Origin of the sequence: Streptomyces sp. H27-H5 (assembly GCF_026627505.1) — a bacterium.
Taxonomy (GTDB): domain Bacteria; phylum Actinomycetota; class Actinomycetes; order Streptomycetales; family Streptomycetaceae; genus Streptomyces.
Genome location: NZ_JAPNLK010000252.1, coordinates 1 through 2,393, shown reverse-complemented (window position 1 = coordinate 2,393; position 2,393 = coordinate 1). Strand labels below are relative to the sequence as shown.

At 66.0% G+C, this 2,393-nt stretch carries 2 protein-coding genes; one reads left to right on the top strand and one right to left on the bottom strand.

Annotated features, from left to right (window positions below; translation table 11 throughout):
• Window positions 1-327 (top strand): hypothetical protein (locus OTB19_RS42490; RefSeq protein ID WP_267804207.1); only part of this gene is annotated, 327 nt, incomplete at its 5' end.
• A 504-nt stretch (window positions 328-831) separates the two neighbouring features.
• Here OTB19_RS42490 and OTB19_RS42485 read toward each other — a convergent pair.
• Window positions 832-1,110, bottom strand: coding sequence for a hypothetical protein (locus tag OTB19_RS42485; protein ID WP_267804206.1), 279 nt, complete (start codon window positions 1,108-1,110; stop codon window positions 832-834).
• Between the last annotated feature and the right edge of the window lie 1,283 nt (window positions 1,111-2,393).

The window sequence follows — 2,393 nt, the reverse complement described above, 5'->3', positions numbered from 1 at the left end:
AGAAAGAACCTCGGAGAACCCGCCACCGGGACGGCCACCCGGGATACCGGCCTGCCCGAATCCGGAAACCCACCACAAAAGCAATCACACCGCGTGATCAAAGATCACGCGGTGGATCGAGGCTCAACCCTGCTGGGGCAAGGCGCCGGACGCCGCTCGAACACCGAAGCGGGTGCGGATGGAGTCCTGGCGTCGGAAGCCGACACCACCGCCGTGGTGATACCCGCCCCAACGGGCAGCGCATGCCGAATGCCAGGACCAGAGCCGTACCGGAGAAGCCCAGGGAAGAGCCTTTTGGCGGCTGGTGTGACTGGTTTTGACATCTGACGCTGATGCCGCCGCTCGCGGCGCCACCGTCCCCCGCAGCGGATCAAATGGGCCAGTACGCGTCAGATGTCATGACCGGGGGCCGCCTTGGAGGTTTTGGGAGCCCAGGGCGGTTGTGCATCCTGGCCGTTCAACGAGCCAACAGCGGACCGATTCCTCACCGGCCCGGCGCCCGGCCGGTACGGAACTTCACCGCCGGTGAACTTCCCGTGCCCGCGTCACGCGCGCACGGGCGGCAGGGTGGTGGTTGGATGACCGAGGAGAAGCGGCCCTGACTCGCGCAGGCCGTGGGCAGCAGTTCCCCGGCGGGACGAGAGCAGCTTTCCCAGTACAGCTCACCTCGCCATGCTCCGCGACGGCACTTTGTACGAATCCCGGGCGCCCGGCGTCACGCTCGCCGCATGACTACCAAAAACCGTCCAATTGCAGCCTCACGTCCTTGGCGAAGGACATGGCGACATCCCCCGGGACCGCGATGTGGCCGCTGCCCTTGGCCGCCGGACGCTACGACTGGTCGGTGAGCCACTTCAGCCGGGCCGCGTAGTCGTCGGCGATGCGGGCGGCATCGCCAAGCCCGGCGGTGTCCAGGCGCATCTGGTCGCCGATCGCGGCCTGCCTGGCCGCCTTCAGCTGCTCGATGCGTTCATTGTCGGGCGCGGGCGCCCGGCGTTCGTCGAGGATGCGGGCGTTATAGAAGGCGATGACCTCCCGCACTGCGTCGCGCGCGAGCTGATCCTTGTCGCCGTCCAGGGGCTCGAAGCGGGCAGCGTTTCGGTCTGACACGGGGCCACCCTTTCATCTTGGCTAAAAGGATCATCCTCCTCTGCTTCCGTCGCCGCGTCAGCGTTCGCAGACGACAGCAACCGCCGCCGGGGCGGCGGGCCGGTAGAGGTGTCCGGATGGTCGATCCGGCCGAGTGGTACCAAACGGTTGGCCCAGTTGGCGGGGCTGCGGCTGCGGGCCGCGCGGGCCCAGAAGAAGAGCTGACGCCGGGGGTGTGCCCAGGAAGACCAAACCGGTGGTGGTGCCGCACCCGCCGTCCGAGTTCATCCAACTCCGCCCGGCCGGCCAGTACTTCCTTCGCATCTCGCATGCCCTTGTTTCGCCTCCAGCGCCATCGTGTCGGAGCTTGGGGACGGAGTGGGCCGGTCGTACTCGTATCCGGACAGTTGGCTTCGGGCCGACTGCCGCGAAGCGAGGGAGAGTCCCCATGCGTGCCTTTTGCGGTGCACGACACCATCAGCTCGATGGCCGAGCAACGCGACCTCGCCGCCGGCCTGGGGCGACTGCGGCTTCGCCGCGATCGCCGAAAACGGTCCGGTTGTACTGCCACCTCGTGAGACCCCTCAGATCAGGCACGGAGCTCGCCCGCCGGCAGCCGCGCCCGTAGCTGCCCGGAAAGTCGCAAGGGATGCCGGCGGCATGGCCCCCGAACTGGCGCAAGCGGCGACGAATAGCGAAATTTGCTGGATTCGGCGACGTCGGCCCGAACAAGGAAATGTCGTCCGGCGGGCGTAACGGCCTTCATCTGTGGCTTTTTCTGCCCCGGCGCTGCTCCGGCGCACTCACAGGACTCCGGGCGCCGGGTGGCACAGATGCCTTCCGGATTACCGCGACCTGGAAGAACCCGCAGTTCAGCAGCTCCGAGACCAAGAGAGTCACGAGGTGAAGGCGCATCAGCGATGCTTTAGAGCCGCTCGGTGAAATTCAGCCAAACCCTTCACTTGGGTGAGTTTGCGTACTGCAGTCAGAGGACTGCCCCTGCGGGAAAATGTCGATGAACATCACACTCCTCGTTCGATTATAAATAATAAGAAATGCGTGTCCTATGGAAAGAGTCCGGAATTTCACCGACCGTCTCTCGGCCCGCGGCACGGAAATGGTTCGGGGAGCCCGTTGCTCCCCTTCGGTTCCACGCCAGCCTCGTTCAGACCGCACCACCCCCGCTTCACCTGAGTCAGAGGAACCCTGTGAACAGGAAACAGACCACCGCCCTCCTCGCCCTCCCAACCATCTTCGCCGGGGCCGCACTTTTCCTCGGTGCTCCTGCCGGCGCCTCGGCCCTG